This window comes from Streptomyces viridifaciens (assembly GCF_001888885.2).
GTDB classification, from domain to species: Bacteria; Actinomycetota; Actinomycetes; order Streptomycetales; family Streptomycetaceae; genus Kitasatospora; species Kitasatospora aureofaciens.
In genome coordinates, this window is record NZ_CP090841.1 from 5,769,505 (window position 1) to 5,786,981 (window position 17,477).

The 17,477-nt window shown below is 73.6% G+C and carries 20 protein-coding genes; 7 read left to right on the forward strand and 13 right to left on the reverse strand.

The window, feature by feature from the left end:
* Positions 1–155 precede the first annotated feature (155 nt).
* Positions 156–674 (forward strand): GNAT family N-acetyltransferase, encoded by a 519-nt coding sequence (locus BOQ63_RS33105; RefSeq protein WP_030281428.1) that lies wholly within the window; start codon positions 156–158, stop codon positions 672–674.
* A gap of 227 nt (positions 675–901) precedes the next feature.
* Positions 902–1,939 (forward strand): endonuclease/exonuclease/phosphatase family protein, encoded by a 1,038-nt coding sequence (locus tag BOQ63_RS33110; RefSeq protein WP_030281426.1) that lies wholly within the window; start codon positions 902–904, stop codon positions 1,937–1,939.
* Positions 1,940–1,960: 21 nt separating this feature from the next.
* Here BOQ63_RS33110 and BOQ63_RS33115 read toward each other — a convergent pair whose 3' ends face one another.
* From BOQ63_RS33115 to BOQ63_RS33140, 6 genes are all read right to left on the reverse strand, one after another.
* Positions 1,961–2,986 carry a LacI family DNA-binding transcriptional regulator gene (locus BOQ63_RS33115; RefSeq protein WP_030281424.1) on the reverse strand — a complete coding sequence of 342 codons (1,026 nt, stop codon included), beginning with the start codon at positions 2,984–2,986 and terminating at the stop codon, positions 1,961–1,963.
* 71 nt (positions 2,987–3,057) lie between these two features.
* On the reverse strand, positions 3,058–3,831 hold the full coding sequence (locus BOQ63_RS33120) for a GNAT family N-acetyltransferase (protein WP_360462596.1): 774 nt from the start codon (positions 3,829–3,831) through the stop codon (positions 3,058–3,060).
* Between the two features lie 87 nt (positions 3,832–3,918).
* On the reverse strand, positions 3,919–5,013 hold the full coding sequence (locus BOQ63_RS33125; protein WP_030281414.1) for a WD40/YVTN/BNR-like repeat-containing protein: 1,095 nt from the start codon (positions 5,011–5,013) through the stop codon (positions 3,919–3,921).
* A gap of 154 nt (positions 5,014–5,167) precedes the next feature.
* Entirely contained in the window at positions 5,168–6,631 is a 1,464-nt protein-coding gene (locus BOQ63_RS33130) for a dihydrolipoyl dehydrogenase family protein (RefSeq protein WP_030281412.1), read from the reverse strand.
* 129 nt (positions 6,632–6,760) lie between these two features.
* Positions 6,761–7,495: an alpha/beta hydrolase gene (locus tag BOQ63_RS33135; protein WP_030281410.1), complete on the reverse strand. Its 735-nt coding sequence runs from the start codon at positions 7,493–7,495 to the stop codon at positions 6,761–6,763.
* A 139-nt stretch (positions 7,496–7,634) separates the two neighbouring features.
* Positions 7,635–8,282, reverse strand: coding sequence for a thioredoxin family protein (locus tag BOQ63_RS33140; protein ID WP_079183857.1), 648 nt, complete (start codon positions 8,280–8,282; stop codon positions 7,635–7,637).
* Here BOQ63_RS33140 and BOQ63_RS33145 point away from each other — a divergent pair.
* The 3 genes from BOQ63_RS33145 to BOQ63_RS33155 all read left to right on the forward strand — a co-directional run bounded on the left by BOQ63_RS33145 (position 8,204) and on the right by BOQ63_RS33155 (position 10,053).
* The gene (locus BOQ63_RS33145) at positions 8,204–8,647 is read left to right on the forward strand and encodes a hypothetical protein (protein ID WP_072655461.1); all 444 of its coding nucleotides are present in this window, start codon (positions 8,204–8,206) and stop codon (positions 8,645–8,647) included. The genes BOQ63_RS33140 and BOQ63_RS33145 overlap by 79 nt on opposite strands.
* A gap of 96 nt (positions 8,648–8,743) precedes the next feature.
* Positions 8,744–9,316 carry a sigma-70 family RNA polymerase sigma factor gene (locus BOQ63_RS33150; RefSeq protein WP_078656479.1) on the forward strand — a complete coding sequence of 191 codons (573 nt, stop codon included), beginning with the start codon at positions 8,744–8,746 and terminating at the stop codon, positions 9,314–9,316.
* Positions 9,313–10,053, forward strand: a complete 741-nt coding sequence (locus tag BOQ63_RS33155) for an anti-sigma factor (protein ID WP_051746723.1) — start codon at positions 9,313–9,315, stop codon at positions 10,051–10,053. The genes BOQ63_RS33150 and BOQ63_RS33155 overlap by 4 nt, the downstream gene beginning before the upstream one ends.
* A 17-nt stretch (positions 10,054–10,070) precedes the next feature.
* On the opposite strand, the gene BOQ63_RS33160 is transcribed toward BOQ63_RS33155, so the two are convergent.
* From BOQ63_RS33160 to BOQ63_RS33175, 4 genes are read right to left on the reverse strand one after another with little or no spacing between them, the layout of a single operon-like run.
* Entirely contained in the window at positions 10,071–10,778 is a 708-nt protein-coding gene (locus BOQ63_RS33160; protein WP_072655464.1) for a hypothetical protein, read from the reverse strand.
* Positions 10,775–11,383 (reverse strand): hypothetical protein, encoded by a 609-nt coding sequence (locus BOQ63_RS33165; protein ID WP_197698069.1) that lies wholly within the window; start codon positions 11,381–11,383, stop codon positions 10,775–10,777. Before BOQ63_RS33165 ends, BOQ63_RS33160 begins: the two co-directional genes overlap by 4 nt.
* A gap of 50 nt (positions 11,384–11,433) precedes the next feature.
* A complete protein-coding gene (locus BOQ63_RS33170) occupies positions 11,434–11,967 on the reverse strand; it encodes a DUF1990 domain-containing protein (protein ID WP_030281396.1) in 534 nt (177 codons plus the stop codon).
* On the reverse strand, positions 11,964–12,806 hold the full coding sequence (locus BOQ63_RS33175) for a YndJ family protein (RefSeq protein ID WP_037828796.1): 843 nt from the start codon (positions 12,804–12,806) through the stop codon (positions 11,964–11,966). Before BOQ63_RS33175 ends, BOQ63_RS33170 begins: the two co-directional genes overlap by 4 nt.
* Positions 12,807–12,961: 155 nt before the next feature.
* Here BOQ63_RS33175 and BOQ63_RS33180 point away from each other — a divergent pair, with 155 nt between their 5' ends.
* Together BOQ63_RS33180 and BOQ63_RS33185 are read left to right on the forward strand one after the other, a co-directional pair.
* Positions 12,962–13,231, forward strand: coding sequence for a DUF1876 domain-containing protein (locus tag BOQ63_RS33180; protein WP_030281392.1), 270 nt, complete (start codon positions 12,962–12,964; stop codon positions 13,229–13,231).
* Positions 13,228–13,431 carry a hypothetical protein gene (locus BOQ63_RS33185; RefSeq protein WP_030550969.1) on the forward strand — a complete coding sequence of 68 codons (204 nt, stop codon included), beginning with the start codon at positions 13,228–13,230 and terminating at the stop codon, positions 13,429–13,431. The genes BOQ63_RS33180 and BOQ63_RS33185 overlap by 4 nt, the downstream gene beginning before the upstream one ends.
* Positions 13,432–13,535: 104 nt before the next feature.
* Here BOQ63_RS33185 and BOQ63_RS33190 read toward each other — a convergent pair whose 3' ends face one another.
* The 3 genes from BOQ63_RS33190 to BOQ63_RS33200 all read right to left on the reverse strand — a co-directional run bounded on the left by BOQ63_RS33190 (position 13,536) and on the right by BOQ63_RS33200 (position 17,375).
* Entirely contained in the window at positions 13,536–13,976 is a 441-nt protein-coding gene (locus tag BOQ63_RS33190; RefSeq protein ID WP_063736263.1) for a PPOX class F420-dependent oxidoreductase, read from the reverse strand.
* A 31-nt stretch (positions 13,977–14,007) separates the two neighbouring features.
* Entirely contained in the window at positions 14,008–15,621 is a 1,614-nt protein-coding gene (gene qcrB / locus BOQ63_RS33195; protein WP_072655467.1) for a cytochrome bc1 complex cytochrome b subunit, read from the reverse strand.
* A 218-nt stretch (positions 15,622–15,839) separates the two neighbouring features.
* The gene (locus tag BOQ63_RS33200; RefSeq protein WP_072655468.1) at positions 15,840–17,375 is read right to left on the reverse strand and encodes an MFS transporter; all 1,536 of its coding nucleotides are present in this window, start codon (positions 17,373–17,375) and stop codon (positions 15,840–15,842) included.
* Positions 17,376–17,477: the final 102 nt, after the last annotated feature.

Genomic DNA, 17,477 nt, shown 5'->3' on the forward strand with positions numbered 1-17,477 from the left:
GGATCGACACCCGCCGCGGCGAAGGGCGCAGATGCGGGCCGGGCAAGCGAAGCTCCCGCTCGGCCGCTGATTCCGCACGAACCGCTTGCCCGGGGCCGCTGCTCGCCCGCGCGAACCGCTCGCCGGGGGCGGCGTTCCGTGTCAACATGCCCCGTATGGGGACGATTCTGCACGGCACCCTGGTCACCCTCCGCCCGGCCACCGCCGACGACATCCCGGCGCTGGCGGCGATCCGCAGCACGCCCGAGGTGTTCGCCCGCTGGCGCGGCGGCGACGACCTGGTCGACGAGGTCGCCGAGGACCTGGAATCGCCCGACACCGAGACCTTCGCGATCGAGCTGGGCGGCCGGGTGGTCGGCGCCGTCCAGTGGTACGCCAACAACGACGACGAGTACCGGCACGCCGGGATGGACCTCTACCTGGAGCCGTCGGTGCACGGCCTGGGGCTGGGCACCGACGCCGTGCGCACCATGGCCCGGCACCTGGTGCACGACCACCACTACCACCGGCTGGTGATCGACCCGGCCGCGGACAACCTCGCCGCGATCCGCTGCTACACCAAGGTGGGCTTCCGCCCGGTCGGCACCATGCGCCAGTACGAGCGCGGGCCGGACGGAAGCTGGCACGACAACCTGCTGATGGATCTGCTCGCGGACGAACTGTCGGACGGCTGACGGAAGTTCACCGGCCCCTCGGCGCCCGGTGCAAGGGTGTACAGACATCTTGTCAGCCAACTGTCCTGACCTGTACAGACACCTCGTCGCCACAGGAGCGATCGAAACTGATCGCCTGCCGTTCTTCCCCTGGTACCGAGCAGTAGCTAGCGTTCCCCCGCCAATCCCCGGCGGCCGCACCCCGGCCCGGCCGGGCCCCACCGGATTGACGGACCAGGAGAACGCCCATGCTCTCGCGTCGCACGGCCACCGCCCTCACCTCGGCGGCCGCCGCCGCACTTCTGCTCGGCGGCACCGCGCCGACGGCCTTCGCCACCACCCCGGCGAGCCCCACCACGCTGTCCGTCTTCGCGTTCAACGTCGACCTCGGCACCGCGATCGTCGACAGCACCCAGAACGAGCAGGCCGCCCGCCGCACTCCGGTGATCGAGCAGATCGTCCGGCAGCACAACGCCGACGTGGTCGTCCTGGACGAGCAGTTCAACAACAGCTCGACCGCCGACATCAACGCCAAGCTCGCCGACCTCTACCCGTACCGCACCCCGGTGGTCGGCGGGGTCTGCTCCGGCGGCGGCTGGACGGGCGTCAGCGGCAACTGCTCCAACTCGCTGTTCGTCATCAACGGCGGCACGATGATCCTCTCCAAGTACCCGATCACCGCCCAGTACGCCCACGTCTTCAGCAACTCCACGTACGGCACCTGGGACTACCACGCCAACAAGGGCGCGGCGCTGGTGCAGGTGAAGAAGAACGGCGGCACCGCCTGGGTGGTCGGCACCCATCTGCAGGCCGACGAGTCCGACACCTCGACCGACACCACCCAGTCCACCCGGCTCGGCCAGCTCGCCGAGATCCGCGCCTGGGTCGACGGCATCGTCGGCAGCAGCGCGCCGGTGCTGATCGGCGGCGACCTCAACGTCGAGTACTTCCACGGCCAGAGCCGCGGCGACTACGCCAACGCCCAGAACGCGGTCAACGGCGTGCTCGGCACCCCGGCCACCGACCCGACGCAGGCCCGCACCACCATGGACTGCCCGGTCTCCTCCTGGTGCCAGTACATGGCGGGCGTCGAGACCTTCCCGACCGACTACCGGGACGACCTCGACTACATCGGCTACCTCAACGCCCCGGGCCGTCCGGTGCCGACCTCGATGTCCAACGTGAAGATCGACTTCGACCCGCAGGCCGGCTGGGCGCCGGGCCGGCTGGACACCGACGCGCCCAGCGACCACTACCCGGTCGAGGCCGCCTTCCAGCTGAACTGACCGGTGACCTACGGCGGTTGCTCAGCGCGCCGGCGCAGCCGGGCAGCCGCAGGAGCGCCGCACCACCAGCTTGGCGGGGAAGGTCCGGTCCCCGGCGGCGCGGCGCTCGGGCCCGCCCAACACGAGGTCCAGCGCGGCCCGGGCCATCTCGTCCTGCGCGGTGGTGACGGTGGTCAGCGCCGGTCCGGCGATCACCGCCTCGGCGATGTCGTCGAAACCGGCCACCGCGAGGTCCTCCGGCACCCGGATGCCCAGGTCGTCGGCGGCCCGCAGCAGTCCGATCGCCTGGTCGTCCGTCGCGCAGAACACGGCGGACGGCCGGTCGGGCCGGCTGAGCAGCGCGAGCGCCTCGGCGTGCGCCCGGACCCGGTCGAAGGGCGCCCGGGTGAGCCGCCCGTCGGTCGACAGCCCGGCCTCGGCCAGCGCCCCGGCCCAGCCGGCCGTCCGACCGGTGACCGGGTCGAGCGGGCTGAGCGCCAGGGTGCCGCCGAAGCAGTGCACCTCGGCGTGGCCGTGGCCGAGCAGGTGACGGACCACCTCGCGGGCGCCGCCCTCGTCGTCCGCCACCACGGCCACGCCGTCGGCGCTCTCGGCGCGGTGGTGCAGCAGGACGACCGGGGTGCCGTCGGCCGAGTCGAAGCCGGTCAGCCCGGGGGTGGCCGGGTCCTGGGTGACCAGGATGAGGCCGTCCACCTGCATCCCCAGGAAGGCCCGGATGTAGTGCGCCTCGCGCTCGTCGGCGTAGTCGGAGTTGCCGATCAGCAGCAGCCGGCCGTGCTCGGTGGCGGCCTGCTCCACGGCGTGCGCCAGCCCGGCGAAGAAGGGCTGGCGGGCGTCCGGCACGACCATCCCGAGCAGGTTGGTCCGCCGCCGCGCCATCGCCTGGGCGACCCGGTTGGGCCGGTAGCCGAGCTCCTCCACGGCCGCGAGGACCCGGGCCCGGGTGGCCGCCGCCACCGGGCGCGGTCCGTCGTTGATCACATAACTCACGACCGCTGTGGACGTCCCCGCCACCCGCGCCACATCGTCCCGTGTCACCCTCGCCATGACCAGTGAGCCTACACAGCACCTCCGACCAGCGGTGTTCCCGCGTGCGGGGAGCCGCCCGGCGCCGCGCCTTAGACGGCGTCCGGCACGATCACCGTCAGGGAGGTCTCCTGCCGCAGGAAGCCCAGTGCCTCGTAGACCCGGCGGGCCGGGTTGCCCTCGGTCACCACCAGGTGCACGTCGGCGAGCCCCCGGTGGGCGGCGTCACCGAGCGCCCGGCGCAGCAGGTCGGCGCCGAGGCCGCGGTAGCCGCGCCGGGGGTGGCGGAAGACCTCGGCGACCCAGGGCAGGCCGTCGCGGTCGGTCAGCACGGCCGCGCCGACCACCCGGTCCTCGGCATCCACGGCGAGCAGGCTGGAGGGCAGCACCGGGCCGATGGCCTGCCCGGCCAGCAGCGGGCCGATCCGGTCGGCGACGGCCCGGGCGTCGTCGCCGGGGTAGTGGTCCACGTGGGCCGGGTCGAAGGCGGCCCGCCAGGACTCCAGCATCTCCTCGGGCGAGCGGTCGCAGGGCACCGCCCGCAGGCCCTCGCGCAGTGGAGTCCCGGCCCAGTCGGCGGGCGGGGGATCGGCGCGCAGGTCGCGCCGGAAGGTGTGGGCGTGCCGCAGCGCGGTCGCGCCCTGCGCCAGCAGCCGCTGCCCGAGCTCGGGCGGCCCGGAGACGACCCAGCCGGGCAGCTCGGCGCGGATGTACTCCGCCGGGTCCGCCGAGTCGTCCAGCACCTCCAGCAGGTCGGCCCAGGGCCGCCCCTCCCGCTCGCCCAACCGGTACCGCAGGACCGGTACGCCGTCGCCGTGCCGCCTGGTCACCCAGTCCGCCTCGGCCATGGCACCCACCCCGTTCACGAGTTCGTTCGTCGGCGCCCATGCTCACCAGTGGCGGGAGCCCGGTGCAAGGGGTTTTCGACCAGTGCGTTCGTGGTGGGACCGGGCTCAGCCCACCACCGCCGCGCGGAGGCAGAGCACGTCCGGCAGGTGGGAGACCAGCAGCGACCAGGTCCCGCCCTCGTCGCGGCTGCCGTACACGTCGCCGGTCCGGTTGCCGAAGTAGATCCCGGCCGGGTCGGCGTCGTCGGTGCGCAGGGCGTCGCGCAGCACGATCCCGTAGTGGTCCTGGCCGGGCAGCCCGTCGGCGAGCTGCTCCCAGCTGGTGCCGGCATCCGTGGTGCGGAAGACCCGGCAGCGGTGGCCGGGCGGGATCCGGTCGTCCGAGCCGCCGAGCGGGAAGAGGTAGGCGGTGTCGCCCCGGCGCGGGTGGGCGGCGACGGCGAAGCCGAACTCGGCGGGCAGCCCGTCCGCGATGGAGCGCCAGCTCCCGCCCCAGTCGTCGCTGCGGTAGACGCCGCCGTGGTTCTGCAGGTAGAGCCGGTCGGGGTGGACCGGGTCCGGGGCGATCTTGTGGACGCACTGGCCGAACTCGGGGTACTGCCGCTCGGCCGGGAAGAACTCGGCGCGCAGGCCGGTGTTGGAGGGGGTCCAGCTGTCGCCGCCGTCCTTGCTGCGGTAGACGCCGCCGCTGGAGACGGCGACCAGCAGCCGCTGGGGGTCGCGCGGGTCGGTCAGGATGGTGTGCAGGCCCTGGCCGCCGTAGCCGGCGCCCCACTCGGGCCGCTGGGGGTGGTTCCAGAGCGACTCGACCAGTGCGAAGGTCTCGCCGCCGTCGGTGGAGCGGAACAGCGCGGCCGGTTCGGTGCCCGCGTACACCACCCCGGGGGCCTCCGGCCCGGCGGGCTGGAGCTGCCAGACCCGGGTGAGCGAGGCACCGGTGGACTCGGGGAAGCGGATCGCCGGTCGGGACGGCGCGTGCCAGTTGGCGCCGAGGTCGTCGGAGCGCCACACCGAGGGGCCCCAGTGGCTGCTGTCGGCGCCGACCAGCAGTCTGGTCCGGCCCTCGCGGCGGTCGATCGAGACGGAGTAGATCGCGTTCATCCGGAAGTGCGGCCCGCTGAACTCCCAGTCCAGCCGGTCGCGGCTGCGGCCGAGAAAGAGGCCCTTCTCGGTTCCGACGGCCAACAGCACCTCGGTCATGCCTCACACCACCTGATCACGAGCACGGCCCCCCGGGACGCCCCCCGGGGCGCGTCGGCACGCCCCGTCGCCAGTGTCCCGCCGTCCGCCGGTGGTCACATCTCGCCGCGCCGCGCGCCCCGGCCAAGGGCCGTGCAGAGGCAGGGGCCGGGCGCTACCCCCGGCAGCCCTCCAGCAGCCGCAGCCACACCTCGCTGATCGTCGGGTAGGCGGGAACGGCGTGCCAGAGTCGGTCGATCGGCACCTCGCCGACGACCGCGACGGTCGCCGAGTGCAGCAGCTCGGCGACGGCCGGGCCGACCAGACAGGCGCCGACGATCACCTCCCGGTCCAGGTCGAAGACCACCCGGGCCCGGCCGCGGTAGCCGTCGGCGTAGAGCGAGGCCCCGGCGACGTCGCCGATCTCCTGGTCGACGGCCTTGACCCGCAGTCCGAGCCGCTCGGCCGCCGCCAGGGTCAGGCCGACGGCCGCGACCTCCGGTTGCGTGAACACCACCTGCGGCGCGCCGGCGAGGTCGGCAGACGCGGAGTGCGCGCCCCAGCGCGAGGTGTCCAGCGCGCGCCCCTGGGCGCGGGCCGCGATCGCCGCACCGGTGATCCGGGCCTGGTACTTGCCCTGGTGGGTGAGCAGCGCCCGGTGGTTGACGTCCCCGGCGGCGTACAGCCACTCGCCGTCCACGCCCAGCACCGTGCAGCTGTCGTCCACGTCCAGCCAGCTGCCCGGCCGCAGCCCGACCTGCTCCAGTCCGATGTCGGCGGTGCGCGGGGCCCGTCCGGTCGCGTACAGCACCTCGTCGGCGCTCAGCCGCTCGCCCTCGGTCAGCCGCTCGCCGTCGTTCAGGGAGAGCACCACCGGCCCGGTCGCCCCGGCCCGCTCCAGCGAGGTCACCTCCGTACCGAAGCGCAGGTCCACCCCCGCCCCCCGCAGGCCCTCCGCGACCAGCTCGCCGGCGAAGGGCTCCATCCGCGGCAGCAGCGCGTCGCCGCGCACCAGCAGCACCACCTCGGAGCCCAGCGCCCGCCAGGCGCAGGCCATCTCCACCCCGACCACCCCGCCGCCGACCACCGCGAGGCGCCCGGGGACGGTAGGCGAGCCGGTCGCCTCCCGGTTGGTCCACGGGTGGGCGTCCGCCAGCCCGGGCACGTCGGAGGGCAGCACCGGGCGGCTGCCGGTGCACACCGCGACGGCGTGCCGGGCGGTCAGCACCCGCTCGGTGCCGTCGTCCGCCTCCACCGCGACGGTCCGCACGCCCGCCAGCCGGCCGTGTCCGCGGACCAGCTCGATGCCGGTGTCCCGCAGCCACTGCACCTGGCCGTCGTCCTTCCAGTGCGAGGTGAAGGAGTCCCGTCGGGCCAGCACCGCCGCCGCGTCCAGCTGTCCGCCACCGACCGCCTCCCGGGCGCCGCCCACCGCGCGGGCGTCGTCCAGCGCGGCCGCCGGGCGCAGCAGCGCCTTGCTCGGCATGCAGGCCCAGTACGAGCACTCGCCGCCGACCAGTTCGGCCTCCACGATCACCGTGCGCAGGCCCGCGGCGACCGTCCGGTCGGCCACGTTCTCGCCGGTCGGGCCGGCGCCCAGGACGATGACGTCGTACTCCTCGGCGGTGCTGCTGGTCATGTCGCGTCCTCCGTGGTCTCGCGGGCCTCGCGTCGTTGCGCCCGGTGCGGGCCGCTCCCGGCGGCCGCAGGCGTGGGCCCCATCCTGCGACGCGGAGGGGCCCGCGCGCGGGCGAACACGCGGACGGGCTCAGATTGCCGCGAGCTCCGCCAGCAGGGCGGCGGTGTCGGCGGGGCGGGAGAACATCGGCCAGTGCCCGGTGGGCAGTTCGCGAAGTTCCCAGTTTGGCCGGTCCATCCCGGCGAACCACGGGTGCCCGGCCGCGATCAGCGCCCGCACCTGTTCGAGCGGGAAGGAGCAGGAGACCAGCGCCTGGGGCAGCGCGGCCCCGGCGCCGGTCAGCCGCAGCGCGTCCCGGTAGGCCCCGACCGGGTGCGGGGTCAGCCGGGTGCGGATCTGCGCGAGGGCGGCGTCGTCCAGGCCCTCGGTGCTGGACCCGTGGGCGGTCATGTACTCCCAGGAGGGCATCGGGAAGCGGCCGTCGACCGCCGTGGCATCGGCCTCGGCCCGGAAGTCGGGCTGCCAGAGGTCGTACACCGAGGCGCCGTCGGCCATCGGGCCGCTGTCCAGGTAGACCACCCGCCGGATCCGCTCCGGCATCCGGTCCGCGACGCCGCCCACCGGTGCGCAGGCGCCGCTGTGCGCGACCAGCACCACGTCCCACAGGTCCTCGCGCACCAGCAGCTCGGCCAGGTCCGCGATGTGGTCCTCCAGCCCGAAGTCGCCCTGCTCGCCCGCCCGTTCCGCCAGCCCCGGCAGGCTCACCGGGTGCACCCGGTGGCCGGCCGCGCGCAGCGGCGCGGCCACGCCGTCCCAGGCCCAGGCGCCGAGCCAGAAGCCGGGAACCAGTACGAACGTGCTCATGGTGGACGCTCCTTCCGCGGTGGGACCCCCGTCACCGGCGACTCTAGGCGCCGAACCGGACGGATCGCGCCCGGATTTCCCGCCGCGGAAGGAGCGCCGGACGGAGCCGCGGGTGGAGCACCCGCGGACCCCTTGGCCGTCAGGCCTGGCCCTCGGCCGCCTGCTCCTCCGCCACCTTGCGCTTGACCTCGGTCATGTCCAGGTTGCGGGCCTGGCCGATCAGGTCCTCGAAGACCGGCTCCGGCAGCGCGCCGGCCTGCGAGAAGACGAGCACGCCCTCGCGGATGATCGCCAGCGTCGGGATCGACTGGATGCCGAACGCGGAGGCCAGCTCCTGCTGGGCCTCGGTGTCGACCTTGGCGAAGACCAGGTCGGGGTGGCGCTCCGCGGCCTTCTCGTACACCGGGGCGAACTGCCGGCACGGCCCGCACCACCCGGCCCAGAAGTCGATGAAGACGAAGTCCTTGCCCTCCGGGCCCGGGACGATGTCGTCGAAGTTCTCCTTGGTCAGCTCGACCGTGTTGCTCATCTCGCGGATCCTTCCCTTCCGGTGGGTGGCGGTACAGATCGGGTGTCGGCACAGATCGTGCGCCCGGGACAACGGTGATGCCCACAGGGGTATTCCGGTCGGCCTCCGGATTGAGCACGCGGCGGCCACCGTCCGTACAGATGAGTGTCCAGTCCGCTCGCCGAGGCGGGAGGCGCCCCATGCGCAGCACACCCCGAACCCGCCGGGTCGCCGCCACCGGCACCGCCGCGGCCGCCCGGGTGGCCGGTTGCGGATCATCCGGGTCGGGCAAGTCGGGCGCCACCGGCACGTCCGGCGGTACCGGCGCTCCGGCCGGTGTCACCCTGCGGACCGCGCACGGCCCCGGGCTCGGCACGATCGTCACCGACAGTGCGGTCTTCACGCTCTACCGCTTCGACCAGGACGGGACCAGTCCGCCGAAGTCCTACTGCAACGGTAACTGGGCAACGCTCCGGCCGCCCGAGCAGGCCCGCGGCAACGTCACCGCCAAGGGCGCCGACAGCAAGCCGCTCGGCACCGTCACCCGCTCCGGCGGCGTCGAGCGGGGCACCCTCAACGGTTCGCCGGGGCCCGCCGACCCCACCCCGACGTCCAGCGCCCCGGGCTACCGACCGGCGGGCTGACCGATGGCCACTGACCGCCCCCGAGCCCGACCGCCGCCGACGACGACCGACGGCCGCTGACGGCTGTCGATCACCGCCCTCGCCGGGGAGGCCGGGGTGCGCAAGGATGAAGTGGTGACCGATGAGCACCCCGTCGGCGGTTCCGCCGCACACGGCGCGGGGGCCGCCGACGAGGAACTGATGCGGGCCCTGTACCGCGAGCACGCCGGTCCGCTCTTCGCCTTCGTCCTCCACCTGGTCGCGGGCGACCGCCAGCGGGCCGAGGACGTCGTCCAGGAGACGCTGGTCCGGGCCTGGCGCAACATCCACCGGCTCGACCCGCAGGTCGACTCGCTGCGGCCGTGGCTGGTCACCGTCGCCCGCCGGATCGTGATCGACGACCACCGCAGCGCCCGCGCCCGCCCGCACGAGGTCGACGCGGAGGCCCTGAAGCAACTGCCCGCCGAGGACGACATCGAACGGGCCCTGCGGATGATGACCGTCGCGGACGCCCTCGCCGACCTCTCGCCCGCCCACCGGGAGGTCATCGTCGAGACCTACCTCAGGGGCCGCACCGCCAAGGAGGCCGCCACCGAACTCGGCATCCCGGCCGGGACCGTCCGGTCGCGGGTGTTCTACGCACTGCGCTCGCTCAGGCTCGCGCTGGAGGAAAGGGGAGTGACATCGTGACCACGTGGCCCGCCCCCGATCCCGGCCTGCCCACCGGAGCCGTGCACCTGGCCGTCGGAGCGTACGTTCTCGGCGTGCTGGAGCCCGCCGAGAACGCCGCCTTCGAAGGGCACCTGGCGGGTTGCCCGCAGTGCACCGAGGAGGTGCGGCAACTCGAGTCCGTACAGCGGGTGTTGGCCGAGTACGCGGCCTCGACCGCGGCCGCCGGGCTGGACCCTGCCGGGCCCCTGCCGATGCCGGGCGGGCGGCTCCTGGACCGGCTGGTCGCCGAGGTCAGGGCCGGCCGGCGGCGGGGCCGGATACGTCGGCTGGCCCTCGCCCTGACCGCCACCGCGATGATCGCGGCGGGCCCGGCCGTCACGGCCGCGGTGCTCACCGCCGAGAACACGCCCTCCGTGGTCGCCGTCGCCGAACAGTTCAGCGCCACCGACCCGACCACCGGCGCCAAGGCTACCGTCGGCATCAACGGACAGTCCTGGGGCAGCCAGATCAGCCTCCAACTCTCCGGCGTGCACGGCCCGTTGACCTGCCGACTGGTCGCCGTCTCGCACGGCGGCGAGCACCAGACGGTCACCACCTGGAGCGTCCCGGCCGGCGGCTACGACGAGCCGGACAACCGGGAGACGCTGCGCACCACCGGCGGCGCGGCCCTCCAGCCGCACGACATCGACCACTTCGAGGTGCGGGTCCAGGGCACCGACGCCCTGCTGGTCTCCGTCCCGGCGCACAAGGCCTGACCCGGGCCGGGCCGTTCTCAGCACGGCCCGTGCGGTGACTCGTACGCGACCAGCCGCTCGACCCGGACCGTCTCCAGGAGGGTGGGCCAGTGCGGGTTCGGCTCGCCGCTGCCGGTCATGTGCGCCCGACGCCAGGTCTGGCTCCAGCCGACCGGCGGCTGCGGCTGGTAGCAGTGCCACCGGTCGCACGGGCAGGGCACCAGCACCCGTGCGCAGCAGCGGCACAGCTCGGCCCGGCCGTGGCCGGTCGGGACCGGCACCGCCGGCCCCTCCTCTCCGCAGGCCGGACAGCCGGGCAGTCCGGCCCCGTCCAGCAGTGCGTTCTGCCGCCGGACGTAGTCGGGCAGGCTCAACGGCGGGTGCAGGAAGGGGTCGTGGTACCACACCGCATCGGGCGAGCCCGGCCACGGCCGGTCCCACCACGCCGTGACCGGCGGCTCCCGCCGCCCGGCCCGCTTCTCCGCCCGCCGCTGCGCCGCGTACTGCTCCGCCCGGGCCAGCCACAGCGCCCGTGCCTCGTTCAGCTCCTCCACCGCCCGCACCAGCGAGTCCGGATCGGCCTCCAGGATCCGGGGCATCCGCGCGCTGACGGTGAGGTGGTGATAGGTCGCCCGGAGGCCGTACGGGGCGAACTCGGTCAGGCAGGTCCGCAGGGCGCTGTGCCGCCGGTACGGCGGGAGGGCGGCGTCGTGCACCCGGGCGCGGTGGGTGAGGAAGCTGGTCACGGCGACGGCTCCAGGGCGAGGGCCCGGGCCAGTGCGGCGGTGAGGGCCCGGGCATGCCCCGGCAGCTGCCGCTCGGCCCAGCAGCCCGCAAGGCGGACGAAGTCGCGCAGGTCCTGCTCGGCCCCGGCGAGCAGTCGGCGCAGCTCGTCCACCGGCAGCTCGATCACCTGGCCACTCCCGGCCCGGGTGTCCACCATCAACCGCACGGTGCCGCCGTGGCGTTCTGCCGCGGCGTGGGGGTCGTGGCCGAACCAGCCCTCGGCGGTGCCGTCCGCCACGTCCAGCCACTCGCGCCACTCCTCCAGGCCGTTGCAGCAGCCCGGTGCGAAGACGGCGCCGGTGACGCCGTCCGTCACCCGGAAGCCGCCGGGGGCGAGCAGGTGTTCCGCGGTGAGCAGCCCGTACAGGAAGGCCGCCGACGGGTCGGGCGCAGGGCCGTCCTCAGGGGCGTCCTCGTTGGCCTCGGCGATCCGCCACACCGCGGAGCCGACCTTTTGCGGCGTCAACCGCCCGTCCAGCACCAGGAATCCGTACGGCTCGACGGCGGCCGTCGGCCAGAGCGCGAAGTCCTCGTCGGGGGCGCCCGTCTCCAGTGCCGGCTGCATCGTGATCACCTGGCGATGATGCCGGAGGCCGCGCCGGCCGACCAGAGGATTTACGCCGCGTCGGCCGCGATCGCGGCCAGCACCCGTCCGCACCGCCGGGCGAAGGCGTGCTGGAGGAGCGGGAACAGCGGTCCGGCCAGCCGGGCCCACCAGGCGACCGGGCGGCTGAAGGCGGTGACGCTGAACCAGACCGCCCCGTCGGGTGCCAGTTCGACCAGGAAGGTCTCCTCGCCCCGGCCCAGGTGCCCGTGCCTGGTCCCGTAGGTGAAGCCGTACCGGTCCGGGCCGTTGACGGTGGCCAGCACCCGGTTGGGCGCGCCCGCCCGCAGCGGGCCGAGGCCGATGGCGCACCGCACGGCGACGCCGGGTGCGGCCTCCTCGGCCTCCGCGTCGATCCGCACGCCCGCCAGGCGGTGCATCCGCCAGCCGAGCAGGGCGCCCCCGGCGACGTCGAGGGCGGGGCGGCCATGGCCGATCCGGGCCCGGTGGCGCAGGTGGCGGTAGCCGGCGGGCAGGTCGCCGGTGCGGCTGGCGCCCTGCTCGGGGTAGCTGTAGTCGTTGCCGGGGCGGCTGTGGTCGTTCAACGGTGGGTCTCCACGGTGGTGGTGATTCGGCGCCAGGCGAGGACCGCGCACAGGGCGAAGCCGAGCGCGTTGCCGAGGCCGTGGGTGGCGGCCATCCAGGTCAGGGTCGGGTGGGGGAGCCCGGCGGCCCGGCCGAGCGCCCACCAGAGGGCGAGCAGCATGGTGAGGGCCAGGACGGCGGAGGAGGCGGCGAGCAGCCGGGCGGTGGCCCGGTCCGCCGTCCGGGGCCGCAGTTCGCGCCAGCTGATCAGGCCGACCAACCACATCCCGGCGCTCAGCACGACGGCTCCGGCGAACTGCCACCAGTCGCCCAGGAAGTACCCGGCCAGCACCAGCAGGGTGCCCGCCGGGACGCTGAGCGCCGCGCAGCGGGCCGGCCGGGAGCCGTGGTCGGCGCGGCAGACCAGCCCGGCGATCAGTGCGGCGGTGAATCCGGCGTAGTGGAAGTGCGGGACGGTCAGCGCCAGGATGTGCGGTTCGAAGCCGAACAGCGGGTAACCGGAGCGCTCGGCGACCAGTGCCACGCCGGCCACCGAGGGCGCGGTGAGCGCGGTGAGCACGGCGACCTCGGCGGCGGCGAGCGAGCGGGTCCTCGCCAGCCGCAGCGGCGCGTGCAGGGCCACCAGCAGGGTGCCGAGCGCGTAGAGGAGCGCGCAGCCGGTGGCGAGGCCCCCGCGCGGCAGCCAGAGCGAGAGCGCCCCCGGGACGGCCGCGAGCGGCCAGAGCCGGCGGACCCGGGCGAGTCCGGGTTCGTCGATCAGGGCCAGTCCGAGCGGCAGGACGGCGCCCATGCCGAGCAGGACCAGCAGGTCCACCAGTTCGGTCGTGCCCTTGCCCATGGCGGGCCCACCCCCTCTTGAACGCGTTCAAATGCTCCGCCGGTGACTCTACGCCGCCGACTTGAACGCGTTCAACTCACCCTCGCTCCGGCTGGCCTGGTGTTCACGTGGGGTGCGGCGCACTCTGGAGGAGTAACCGATGGAGGTGATCCGCCATGCAGACTCTGGTCGGTTGGCACATCGAGATGGAGTTTCGCGAGGACGGCCCGCGGACGACCGCGGCCGCCCTGCTCCGGCTCGGCGACGGGAGCGAACTGCGCGCCCACGGCTACAGCAGCCGCCACCCCTCCGACCCGGAACAGCTGAGGGTCGGCGAGGAGATCGCGGGAGCCCGCGCGCTCAACGACCTCGCCTCGCAGCTGCTCTCCAAGGCGCACGGGGAGATCCAGGAGGTCAGCCCGGTCCCGACCCATCCGCTCTCGTGACCGCCCCGCACCCCGCCGGTGACCATGCCGGACGGGATCCGGAGCGTTCGCGCATCCCGCTGATCTGCCCGCGCTGCGGGCACGAGCAGCAGGTCGTCCCCGGCGGTCCCGAGCGGACGGTCAAGGTGGTGCACGTGGGGACCGGTCGCGAGGCCTGCGAGCCGGGGGACCTGGCCCGGGCGCCGGACGAGGGGACCTGACGCCCGGGGGTGACGCCGCGTGCCGGGACCCGCGTGCCCGCGGGTCCCGCCACTCGGCGGGCCAACCGGAACGAACGGAAGGTCAGTTGACCGCGAGCGAACGGTCAGTTGGCGCAGTACGTGGCCGGCGGCAGCCACTCCGGCCCGACCAGCCGCTGCTCCAGCTCGTTCAGCGTGATCCGGATCCCGACCGTCCCGTCCAGCCCCACCCGGAACCGGCTGCGGGCCAGCGCGATCAGCGCGGTCAGGCCGTACTTGTTGATCAGCGAGGTGCGGTAGCGCGCGGTCGCGTCGGCGTCGCAGAGCCGGGCGCGGGCCGGGAGCCGGCGCCCGGTCGGGCGTCCGTGGGCGTCGCAGGGGCCGATCAGCACCCTGGGGTGGCGGCGGATCCGTTCGGCCTCGCCGGAGTGGGCGGGGGTCCAGACGCCGAGCGCCGTGCCGTCGGGCACGACCCACAGCTGCGAGTCCTGTCGGCTGCCGTCGTCGCCGAAGGTGGTCAGCAGGAGGTACTTGCTGTCGGCGAGCCGCTCGGTTCGGGCGTGCATGATCTCCTCCCTCTCGCGGGGGGCGGCGGGGTCAGTGGTGACCGTGGCCCTCGGTGATCTCGCGGTACTCCTCGGCGGTGGGCCGGGGGATCCGGGCGTGCTCGCCGTGGAATGCCCGGGACAGCCGTACCCGGGTGCGGGTGAGCACGTCCGCCGGCCGGGCCACTCCATTCTCGTCCACCGCGGGCGGCAGTTCGAGGGGGCGGGGCTGTTCGTGGGCGGTGAGCCGGTGCAGTTCGGCGGGCGTGAGCCGGGCGTGCACCTCGGTGAACTCGCCGTGCGGCAACCGGTGGACGGTGCCGGTCTCCCGGCCGTGCAGGACCTTGTCGCGGTCCCGCCGCTGCAGGCCCAGGCACCAGCGCTTGGTGACCACGAAGACGGCCACCGGGACGACGAAGAAGCCGATCCGCACCGCGTAGGTGATCGCGTTGAGCGACAGGTGCAGGTGGGTGGCGATGAGGTCGTTGCCGCCGCCCGCGAGCATCACCAGGTAGACGCTGATCCAGGCCGCGCCGAGGGCGGTGCGCACGGGGGCGTTGCGCGGACGGTCGAGCAGGTGGTGCTCGCGCCCGTCGTCCGTCACCCAGCTCTCGACGAACGGGTAGAGCGCGATCGCGCCGAGGATCACCGGGAACAGCGTGAACGGGACCAGCACCCCGAGGTTGAGGGTGTGTCCCCAGAGGCTGACCTCCCAGCCGGGCATCACCCGGATCAGGCCCTCGGCGAAGCCCATGTACCAGTCCGGCTGGGCGTCGGTGGAGACCTGGTCCGGACGGTACGGGCCGTACAACCAGATCGGGTTGACGGTGGCGACCGCGGACATCAGCGCGACGATCCCGAAGACCAGGAAGAAGAACCCGCCGGCCTTGGCCGCGTAGACCGGCATCAGCGGCATGCCGACGACGTTCTTCTCGGTCCGGCCCGGTCCGGCCCACTGGGTGTGCTTGTGGTAGAAGACCAGGATCAGGTGGGCCACCAGCAGTCCGAGCATGATGCCGGGCACCAGCAGCACGTGGATGGTGAAGAACCTCGGGATGATGTCGTGTCCGGGGAACTCCCCGCCGAACAGGAACATCTGGACGTACGTGCCGATCAGCGGCACGGCCAGCACCACTCCCTCGATGAACCGGATGCCGGTGCCGGAGAGCAGGTCGTCCGGGAGCGAGTAGCCGAAGAAGCCGTCCAGCATGCCGAGGAACAGCAGCAGGAAGCCGAAGACCCAGTTGATCTCGCGCGGCTTGCGGAACGCGCCGGTGAAGAACACCCGCATCATGTGCACGAACATGGCCGCGACGAAGACGATCGCCGCCCAGTGGTGGACCTGCCGGATCAGCAGTCCGCCGCGGACCTCGAAGCTGATGTCCACGGTCGAGGCGTAGGCCTCGGACATCGAGATCCCCTTGAGCGGCACGTACGAGCCGCTGTAGACCACCTCTCCCATGCCGGGCTTGAAGAACAGGGTCAGCCAGACGCCGGTCAGGATGATGATCAGGAAGGTGTAGAGGCAGATCTCGCCCAGCATGAAGGACCAGTGGTCCGGGAAGATCTTCCGCAGGTTGGCCCTGGCCAGGGTGTGGATCCCCAGCCGGCCGTCCGTCCAGTCGGCGGCCCGCCGCCCCCGCCCTGGGTTCTGATTCCGGGTCATGTGCACGCACCTCAGTCCGAAGGAAACGGGGATAGTTCCCCGGTTCGCGCTGGGGTCACAATAATCGGGGGGTATTCCCCACTTCTACCCGGGGTCCGTTCGCGGAGCGGCCGGGGCGGAAACGCCGAGCGGCCCGCCCGGTGTCGGGGAGACACCGGACGGGCCGCGAACGCACCCACGTGACCGGGACGGACCGGCGCCCCGAAGGGCGGCCGGCGTCAGTGCACCAGCACCGGCACCTCGTCGACCTTCGCCGCGTCCGAGCCGGCGGCCGCACGCGTGGCGCCGGGGCGGCCGGCGTTGATGAAGGTGAAGGCGACCGAGGCGGCCGCCACCAGGATCCCGAAGGAGATCCAGATCGCGGTGGTGAAGCCGTGCACCATGCCCTGGAACTGCAGGGCCTTGGCGGCCTCGGGCGAGGCGGCGGTGGCCAGTGCGTGGGCGTGCGAGGTCAGCCAGGTGGTGGTGGCGCTGGCCGCGATGGTGTTCAGCAGCGCGGTGCCGATGGCACCGCCGACCTGCTGGGAGGTGTTGACCATGGCCGAGGCCACGCCCGCGTCCCGCGGCTGGACGCCGTGGGTGGCCAGGCTCATGGCCGGCATGAAGGCGGTGCCCATGCCGAGGCCCATCAGGATCAGGCCGGGCAGGATCAGTGCCGGGTAGGAGGTGTCCAGGCCGATGTGGGTCAGCAGGAACATGCCGATCGAGGCGGTCAGGAAGCCGGGGGCCATCAGGAACCGCGCCGGGACGCGGGTCATCAGGCGGGCGCCGATCTGGGTCGAGCCGGTGATCATGCCCGCCACCATCGGCAGGAAGGCCACGCCGGTCAGCACCGGGCTGTAGCCGCGCACGACCTGCAGGTAGTAGGTCAGGAAGAGGAACAGACCGAACATGCCGATCACGGCCATGCCCAGCGACAGGTACACCCCACCGCGGTTGCGGTCCAGGGCCACGCGCAGGGGCAGCAGCGGGGCCTTGACGGTGCGCTCGACCACGGCGAACGCGGTCAGCAGCACGACGGCCGCGGCGAACAGGCCCAGGGTGCTGCCGGCCGTCCAGCCGCTGGACTCGGCGCGGGTGAAGCCGTACACCAGCGAGACCAGGCCGGTGGTCACCAGCAGCACGCCGGGGACGTCCAGCTTGTTGCGGTTGCGGCCCTCGGCGGGCTCGCGGATCACCATGACGGCGCCGGTGGCGGCCACGACGGCGAACGGGATGTTGACGAAGAAGGTCCAGCGCCAGTTCATGTACTCGGTCAGGAAACCGCCGAGGATCAGACCGATGGCACCACCGCCACCGGCGATCGCGCCGTAGATGCCGAAGGCCTTGGCGCGCTCCTTGGCCTCGGTGAAGGTCACCGCGAGCAGCGACAGCGCGGCCGGCGCCAGCAGCGCGCCGAACACGCCCTGGAGGGCGCGGGAGCCCAGCAGCATCGCGGTGTTGACCGCGGCGCCGCCGAGCGCGGACGCCAGGGCGAAGCCGGTCAGGCCGACGATGAAGGTCCGCTTGCGGCCCCACAGGTCCGCGATCCGGCCACCGAACAGCAGCAGGCCGCCGAAGGCGAGCGCGTAGGCGGTGATCACCCACTGGCGGTTGCCGTCGGATATGCCGAGGTCCCGCTGGGCGGACGGCAGGGCGATGTTCACGATGGTGGCGTCGAGGACGACCATCAGCTGGGCGAGGCCGATGAAGATCAGGGCCTTCCAGCGCCTGGGATCGGGCAGCGTCGCCGGGCGGGCGTCGGTTTGAGACATGGGGGTACCCATTTCACGGTGCGTGGGTGTGCGAGAACGGTCAACTGCCGTACGGCACCGGCAGGTTGCCGTACGGGTGCGAGGGCGCGCGAACGCGTCGGA